The 8,264-nt window shown below is 39.8% G+C and carries 9 protein-coding genes; 2 read left to right on the plus strand and 7 right to left on the minus strand.

Going from position 1 to position 8,264, the window contains the following annotated elements; translation table 11 throughout:
• Position 1: 1 nt before the first annotated feature.
• The 3 genes from vicK to mutY all read right to left on the minus strand — a co-directional run bounded on the left by vicK (position 2) and on the right by mutY (position 3,276).
• Positions 2 to 1,351 (minus strand): cell wall metabolism sensor histidine kinase VicK, encoded by a 1,350-nt coding sequence (gene vicK, locus K1I67_RS01815; RefSeq protein ID WP_223338541.1) that lies wholly within the window; start codon positions 1,349 to 1,351, stop codon positions 2 to 4.
• On the minus strand, positions 1,344 to 2,048 hold the full coding sequence (gene yycF / locus K1I67_RS01820) for a response regulator YycF (RefSeq protein ID WP_049508493.1): 705 nt from the start codon (positions 2,046 to 2,048) through the stop codon (positions 1,344 to 1,346). The genes vicK and yycF overlap by 8 nt, the downstream gene beginning before the upstream one ends.
• 64 nt (positions 2,049 to 2,112) lie before the next feature.
• Entirely contained in the window at positions 2,113 to 3,276 is a 1,164-nt protein-coding gene (gene mutY, locus K1I67_RS01825) for an A/G-specific adenine glycosylase (protein WP_223338542.1), read from the minus strand.
• A 177-nt stretch (positions 3,277 to 3,453) separates the two neighbouring features.
• Between mutY and K1I67_RS01830 the strand changes: the two genes are divergently transcribed.
• Positions 3,454 to 5,793, plus strand: a complete 2,340-nt coding sequence (locus K1I67_RS01830) for a Xaa-Pro dipeptidyl-peptidase (RefSeq protein ID WP_223338543.1) — start codon at positions 3,454 to 3,456, stop codon at positions 5,791 to 5,793.
• Positions 5,744 to 6,214: an arginine repressor gene (locus tag K1I67_RS01835; RefSeq protein WP_001030117.1), complete on the plus strand. Its 471-nt coding sequence runs from the start codon at positions 5,744 to 5,746 to the stop codon at positions 6,212 to 6,214. Before K1I67_RS01830 ends, K1I67_RS01835 begins: the two co-directional genes overlap by 50 nt.
• A 39-nt stretch (positions 6,215 to 6,253) precedes the next feature.
• Here the strand turns inward: K1I67_RS01835 and K1I67_RS01840 are convergent, their stop codons facing one another.
• The 4 genes from K1I67_RS01840 to K1I67_RS01855 form a co-directional block, all read right to left on the minus strand.
• A complete protein-coding gene (locus K1I67_RS01840) occupies positions 6,254 to 6,415 on the minus strand; it encodes a hypothetical protein (protein ID WP_006148428.1) in 162 nt (53 codons plus the stop codon).
• A 9-nt stretch (positions 6,416 to 6,424) separates the two neighbouring features.
• On the minus strand, positions 6,425 to 7,735 hold the full coding sequence (obgE, locus tag K1I67_RS01845; RefSeq protein WP_223338544.1) for a GTPase ObgE: 1,311 nt from the start codon (positions 7,733 to 7,735) through the stop codon (positions 6,425 to 6,427).
• A 76-nt stretch (positions 7,736 to 7,811) separates the two neighbouring features.
• Complete coding sequence (locus K1I67_RS01850) at positions 7,812 to 7,946, minus strand: DUF4044 domain-containing protein (RefSeq protein WP_049548929.1); 135 nt, start codon at positions 7,944 to 7,946, stop codon at positions 7,812 to 7,814.
• A gap of 29 nt (positions 7,947 to 7,975) precedes the next feature.
• On the minus strand, positions 7,976 to 8,167 hold the full coding sequence (locus K1I67_RS01855) for a PspC domain-containing protein (RefSeq protein ID WP_052689745.1): 192 nt from the start codon (positions 8,165 to 8,167) through the stop codon (positions 7,976 to 7,978).
• Positions 8,168 to 8,264: the final 97 nt, after the last annotated feature.

The raw sequence follows: 8,264 nt of genomic DNA on the forward strand, positions 1-8,264 counted from the left end.
TCTAGTCTTCTAGTTCATCCTCCCAAATCTCTTCTTTCACGGCATCCTTATCGTATGGCAGTACGATAGTAAAGGTTGAACCCTTACCGTATTCACTCTTAGCCCAGATAAATCCATTATGTTGTTTGACGATTTCTTTAGCAATAGCAAGTCCTAGACCAGTACCACCTTGAGCACGACTTCTTGCCTTGTCAACACGATAAAAACGGTCAAAAATCTTTGGTAAATCTTCTTTAGGAATCCCAAGCCCTTGGTCCGAAATAGATAAAATCATCTGATCATCTGTAGTCTTCATGCTTACAGTGATTTTTCCACCATCTGGTGAATACTTGATAGCGTTATTTAAAATATTATCAATCACCTGGGTCATCTTATCCGTATCAATCTCAATCCAAACAGAGTTAATCGGATAATCTCTCACCAACTCGTACTTCTTCTCCTCATCTTGACTTTTCATTTTATCAAAACGATTGAGAATAAAGGTGATAAAGGCAGTAAAGTTAATCAACTCGACATCCAAGTGACTGGTCTCATTGTCAATCCGTGAGAGGTGCAAGAGGTCCGTCACCATCCGCATCATACGATTGGTTTCATCAAGAGAAACCTTGATAAAATCTGGAGCAACTGGTTCTGTTAGGGCTCCTTCGTCCAAGGCCTCAAGATAGGATTTTACACTGGTCAAGGGTGTACGCAACTCATGACTAACGTTAGAAACGAAAAGCCTTCTCTCACGTTCTTCCTTCTCTTGTTCAGTCGTATCATGTAGAACTGCTACTAAACCCGAGATAAAGCCAGACTCTCTACGAATCAAGGCAAAACGCACGCGCAAGCTGATATACTCGCCATTAAGATTCTGCGAATAAATCATCAATTCTGGACTTTGGGTAATGAGATCTCTCAACTCATACTCATCTTCAATCTTGAGTAACTCTAAGATATTTTGATTAAGAGCATCATCCCTTTCAACTCCAAGTTGTCTCTTAGCCATGTCATTAATCATGATAATCTGACCACGACGATTGGTCGCAAGTACTCCGTCTGTCATGTAGGACAAGATACTATGCAACCTTTTACTCTCTTGTTCCAGATTTTCTTGAGTCAAACGGATTACTTCTGACAAATCATTAAGATTGTTTGTGATATTGGTAATCTCTGAACTTCCCTGCATATCCAAAACCTGAGAATAATCACCAGCAATCAAATCCTTAACCTTCTGGTTTAATTGTCTAAGGCGAATATTATCGCGACGGCTCTCAAGCAGAAGAAAAGTCACTAGCATAATAAAGCCAATTAGGATGAGGATAAAGATAAAGTCACTCGTCAAAATTGTTTGTTTAATTACTTCAATCATTATTTCTCATGTAATATCCCACTCCACGACGAGTTAGGATGTATTCAGGTCTACTTGGTGTATCTTCAATTTTCTCGCGCAAACGCCTAATGGTTACATCAACTGTACGGACATCTCCAAAATAGTCATATCCCCAAACAGTTTCAAGCAGGTGTTCACGGGTAATAACTTGACCAAGATGAGAAGCTAAATGGTGTAAGAGTTCGAATTCACGGTGGGTTAGGTCTAACTCTTCACCATATTTCTTAGCCACGTAAGCATCGGGTAAAATCTCCAAATCTCCAATCTGCAGACTTTGTAATTTCGTTTCAGGTTCTTGGTTATCGACTGAAACAAGATCTGTACGACGGAGAAGAGCTTTAACACGGGCCTGTAGTTCACGATTTGAAAATGGCTTGGTCACATAGTCATCCGCCCCAAGCTCAAGCCCGATAACCTTATCAAATTCACTATCCTTTGCTGAAAGCATGATAATTGGAACACTACTTGTCTTACGAATAGTTTTTGCGACCTCAAGTCCATCAATCTCTGGAAGCATCAAATCCAAGATAATAATATCTGGTTGCTCAGCTTCAAATTGTTCAAGAGCTTCACGACCATTAAAAGCAGTTACAACTTCATAACCTTCCTTGGTCATATTAAATTTTATAATATCTGAGATGGGTTTTTCATCATCTACAATTAGTATTTTTTTCATTTAGTCACCTTTTTCCTTATCTCATTATACCAAAAAAATGTAAAGAAGACACGAAAGACCGATACTAGCAGCTTCTTTTCAAGTAGGCTTGCCAGATCTTTTGCTGAGGTTTGGCTAGGGGATAATTGCTAAATTCTTCTGGACGTAACCAAAGGACTTCTCTATCAGCGTATTCCTGCGACTCAGCAACTCGCCCTGCAATTATCTGGATATGCCATTTTCGATGGCTAAAAATGTGCTTAACCTCTTCAAAACGTAGATCTTGCCAATCAACTTCAAGATCATAGTCCTGTTCAAAACTCTCCTGTGGAGATGGTCCAAGCTGTAAAATTGGTTCCGCTACTTGACTAAAAAGATCCAAATCTTGATTCTGGTCTGAGAATTCATCAACTTCAATCAAGGGAAAATGCCAAAATCCAGCCAAGAGTTTTTCACTCTCATTCTTCTCTAATAGAAACTGGCCCTGACTATTTTGCACCACAAGAGCCTTTAGATAAATAGGGATTGGCTTTTTCTTTGGAGCCTTAATGGGATAGCGATCCATGGTTCCATGTTGGTAAGCAGCACTGAACTCCTTAACAGGACTCTCCTCCGGTCTTGGATTAACAGGAGCCTCAATATCTGAACCTAAATCCATCAAAGCCTGATTGAAATCACCTGGACGATCACTATCTATTAGAACTTCCATCATCGCTTGAAATAGTTTACGATTGCTAGGATTTCCAATATCATGATTGACTTCAAACAAACGTGCCAAAACACGCATGACATTGCCATCTACTGCAGGCTGTGGAAGGTTAAAGGCAATACTAGAAATTGCACCAGCTGTATAAGGACCAATCCCCTTTAAGCTTGAAATACCTTCATAAGTTGACGGAAACTTGCCTTCAAATTCACTCATAATCTGTTGAGCGGCTGTTTGCATATTGCGGACACGAGAATAATAGCCAAGTCCTTCCCAAGCTTTTAATAAGCGCTCCTCAGGAGCATTTGCTAAGCTTTCAACAGTCGGAAACCAGTCCAAAAAACGTTCATAATAGGGAATGACGGTATCAACACGAGTCTGCTGCAACATAATTTCAGATACCCAGATATGATAAGGATTCTTGCTTCGTCTCCAGGGTAAATCACGCTTGTTTTCGTCATACCAGGCTAATAATTTTTGACGGAAAGAGAAAATCTTGTCCTCTTCCCACATGGTCACACCATATTTCTCCAAATCTAACATATTTCTAGTATAGCATAACCTTTTAGGATACTCAAAAAATCAAGATAGGGCTTGTTAAAACACTCTCTTAAACTCTGTTAGAATACTAGCAATTTAATCTTTCCAAACCAGCTGATTCTATCATTTTCCCTTCTTTTTTGATATAATAAATTTAATGATTCTTCAAAGGAGGCATCTATGCGTTTTAATCAATTCAGTTACTATCCTGTAAGCCAGCAAGAAGCTTTACAGGAATTCTCCAACCTTGGGTTCAAGCTTGATCAATCAAATTCTGAAAAAGAACAGTTTGAAGCTTTTGTTAGAACTTATTTTTTCAATTACAAAAATACGGATTATCCCCTCTCAACTTTAGCGGTTGACAAAGAAACTGATCTACTCACTTTCTTCAATTCTGATCGTGAATTAACTTCAGAAATTTTCTATACTGTTGCCTTTCAGTTGCTTGGTTTCAACTACTTAATAGACTTTGAAGATGGTCTAGCTTTTCATAAAGAAACGGCATTCCCTATTGTATATGGAGATTTGATTGACAATCTTTATCAACTCCTTAACACGCGCACTAAAAAGGGAAATACCTTGATTGATCAGCTAGTTAGTGATGGTCTTATCCCTGAGGACAATGATTACCACTACTTCAATGGAAAGAGTTTGGCTACTTTCTCAACTAACAATGTTATTCGTGAAGTTGTTTATGTGGAAACTCGTATTGATTCTGATAATGATGGTCTACCTGATTTGGTCAAGGTTAGCATCATCCGTCCGACTTACAATGGCAAAATTCCAGCAGTCATGACTGCAAGTCCTTACCATCAAGGAACCAATGATAAAGCAAGCGATAAAGCTCTTTACAAAATGGAAACTGAGCTAGAAGTCAAGGAACCACATAAAATTTCTCTAGTAAATCCAACATTAGACTTGGTTGAGCCAGTTGGCCAAGCAGACCTCGTTTCAGAAGCTGAAGAAAAACTGACTCATATCAATAGCAGCTACACACTTAACGACTACTTCCTTCCAAGAGGATTTGCAAATATCTACGTATCTGGTCTTGGTACAAAGGATTCTCAAGGTCAAATGACCAACGGCGACTACCGACAAGTCGAAGCTTATAAGAATGTTATTGATTGGCTCAATGGTCGTTGCCGTGCCTTCACAGACCACAGTCGTGAACGTCAGGTCAATGCTGACTGGTCAAATGGAAAAGTTGCAACTACTGGTCTTTCTTATCTAGGAACAATGTCTAATGGTCTTGCCACTACAGGAGTTGATGGTTTAGAAGTCATTATTGCTGAAGCAGGTATTTCTTCTTGGTACAACTATTACCGTGAAAATGGTCTAGTAACAAGCCCTGGTGGCTATCCAGGGGAGGACTTCGATTCATTAGATGAATTAACTTATTCTCGTAATCTCTTAGCTGGTGACTATATTCGTGGAAACGAGGCTCATAAAGATTCTATAGAAGAACTGAAGAAAAATCTAGACCGTAAAACTGGGGATTATAACCAATTTTGGCATGACAGAAACTACCTCCTTAACGCTTCTAAGGTTAAGGCTGAAGTTGTCTTTACTCACGGTTCACAAGACTGGAATGTCAAACCACTACATGTCTATAAAATGTTCAATGCTCTTCCAAGCAATATTAAGAAACATCTCTTTTATCATAACGGTGCCCATGTATATATGAACAATTGGCAGTCTATTGATTTCCGTGAATCCATGAATGCTCTTTTGACGCAGAAATTATTGGGGCATGAAACTGATTACCGACTTCCAAGAGTCGTTTGGCAAGATAATACAGCTCCTCAAACATGGATGACATTAGATGATTTCGGAAATCAAACTGACCAAAAAACTTTCACATTAGGTACTGAAGAAGCTGTCATTCAAAACCACTATCAAGACTCAGACTTTGAACGTTTTGGAAAAACCTATCAAACCTTTAACAATGAACTCTATCAAGGGAAAGTCAATCAAGTTACGATTGACCTGCCAGTGACAGAAGAACTTCATCTCAATGGGCGTGTTAAACTAAACCTCCGTCTCAAATCAAGTACAAACAAAGGCTTACTATCTGCCCAACTTCTCGAACTTGGTCAAAAGAAATACCTACAACCATATCCAGGAGTTTTGGCTGCTCGTACTATTGATAATGGCCGTTACCATATGCTGGAAAACCTTTGCGAACTACCATTTAGCCCAAATGCACAGCGTGTTATCACCAAAGGCTATCTCAATCTTCAAAATCGTCATGATTTATTGAAAATTGAAGAAGTCAAGCCAGATGAATGGATGGAATTCCAATTTGAACTCCAACCAACAATTTACAAACTAAAAGAAGGCGATACAGTACGTCTCGTTCTTTACACAACAGACTTTGAGATTACTGTACGTGACAATACAGACTATCACTTGACTGTCGACCTTGCACAGTCTAGTCTTGAGATTCCTTTTCAAAGGGAGGTAACTGTAGATGAACAAAGCCGAACAAAGACACCAGCTCATCCGAGCCCTAATCACTAAACAAAAAATTCATACCCAAACTGAATTACAAGAACTACTGATTGAAAACGGAGTACAGGTCACACAAGCAACACTTTCAAGAGACATTAACCTGATGAATCTTTCTAAGATTCGTGAAGGTGAACACTCCTATTATTCAATCAACACTGGCTCTACATCCAAGTGGGAAAAACGGCTAGAAGTTTATATGGAGGAAGCCCTCTACATGATGCAACCCGTCCAACACCAAGTTGTTATCAAAACCTATCCAGGTTTGGCACAATCCTTCGGATCTATCTTGGACGCCCTAAACTTCCCTGAAATAGTCGCTACTATCTGTGGAAATGATGTCTGTTTGGTTATCTGCGAGGATAAGGAACAAGCTCAATCTTGCTTTGAACGCCTCAAACAATTTGCACCACCTCTATTTTTTGATCGGTAACAAAAACCCGTGATAAACATATCACGGGTTCTTTTATTCTTATTTTTTTTCTTCAGCTTGTTTCTTCATTCTCGCAAGTCTCAATGAACGATTGGGATTGAGGCGATTAAAAAGTTCTTCTAATTTCTTTTCATTCCAGACGTCTGCTGCAGAAACAAAATTTCCATCAGCATCTCGGAAAGATATCGGTTTATCTCCCATAGCTATCTCCTAGTCTACAAACTCAAACTCAAACTTACCGATACGAACTAGATCTCCGTCCTTAGCACCACGGGCACGGAGAGCTTCATCAACTCCCATACCACGCAACTGACGAGCAAATTTCATAACAGACTCATCACGGTCAAAGTTCGTCATGTTAAAGAGTTTCATGAGTTTTTCACCTGAAAGAACCCAAGTAGCATCGTCATCACGACCAATTTCAAATGGTTTTTCTTCTTCATCAAAGCCATAATAAACTTCTTCTTCCATCTCTGACTCGTCATAAAGAAGGAATTCTGGTGTCTTATCAAGTAGCTCTGCTGTTGCATCTAGTAAAGGTGCCAAACCTTGTTTGGTCAAACCTGATATTGGGAAGATGGTTGGCAGGTCCTCGAACTCATCATAGTTAGCCGCCAATTTTTTCTTGAATTCTTCAAGGTTTTCTTGGCTTTCTGGCATATCCATCTTATTAGCAACAATGATTTGGGGACGTTCCATGAGACGAAGGTTATAAGATTCCAACTCTTTGTTAATAGCTAGATAATCTTCGTAAGGATCACGTCCTTCACTAGCTGACATATCAATGATGTGAAGGATAACGCGAGTACGCTCAATATGACGAAGGAACTGAGTTCCCAAGCCCACACCTTGACTAGCACCTTCGATCAACCCAGGGAGGTCGGCCACTGCAAAGGACTCACCTGACTGGGTACGGACCATACCAAGATTAGGTACAATCGTGGTAAAGTGGTAGGCACCAATTTTAGGTTTTGCAGAGGTAATTACGCTGAGCAGAGTTGATTTCCCAACTGAAGGGAAGCCAACCAAACCAACATCCGCAAGAATTTTAAGTTCTAACTGTAATTCGCGCTCCTGACCAGGTTCTCCATTCTCAGAGATCTCTGGAGCAGGATTTTTTGGTGTCGCAAAACGGATATTCCCACGACCACCTCGACCACCGTGAGCAACGATAAACTCTTGGCCGTGCTCAATCAAGTCAGTGATAACTTTTCCAGTTTCTGCATCACGTACAGTTGTACCTTGAGGTACTCGGACAATCAAGTCCTCTGCACCGCGTCCGTGCATTCCTTTGGTCATCCCTTTTTCACCCGATTGGGCTTTGAATTGACGATTGTAACGGAAGTCCATCAAGGTACGTAAACCTTCATCTACAACAAAGACAACGTTACCACCACGACCTCCATCACCTCCCCATGGACCGCCATTAGGGACGTATTTTTCACGGCGAAAGGCAACCATCCCATCGCCACCATTTCCAGCCTTGACCTTGATCTTGGCTGTATCTAAAAACATACTCATACTTCTTTTCTCACTCTAAAAAGGGCTGGGAAATCCCAGTCACCAACTATTACTACTTGCTAGAAAATCTAGCATTTTAAAATCTGCTAAATACACCGATAGCTGTAGCAAAGATACCTGCTAAGGTTACAAACAACATAATCAAAACGACGAATAGTGTCAATTTCTCAAAAAATGTTTTTTTACGTTTACCATTATCACCAAATGCCATTTTTTCTCCTTTACTATAATACTCTAATCTTAATATTCATCAGATACAGGAGCGATTGCCCACAAAATTAAGTAAGCAATAAGTCCAGCACCATAACAGAAAGCTAGAACTCCCCAAATCACACGTACAATTGTAGGGTCAATATCAAAATAATTAGCTAAACCAGCGCATACACCACCGATTTTTTGATCTCTACCACTTCTCATAAATTTCTTTTTCATATTTTTATTTCCTTTCTTTGCCCCAATTGTCAAGTCAAGTGCAACAAAGTTGTTCCTCTGATTAAGCGAGTATCTTTCAAGCTGTTTGAGCTGACTC

The sequence above is a fragment of the Streptococcus infantis genome (genome assembly GCF_019929575.1).
Lineage (GTDB): Bacteria > Bacillota > Bacilli > Lactobacillales > Streptococcaceae > Streptococcus > Streptococcus infantis_L.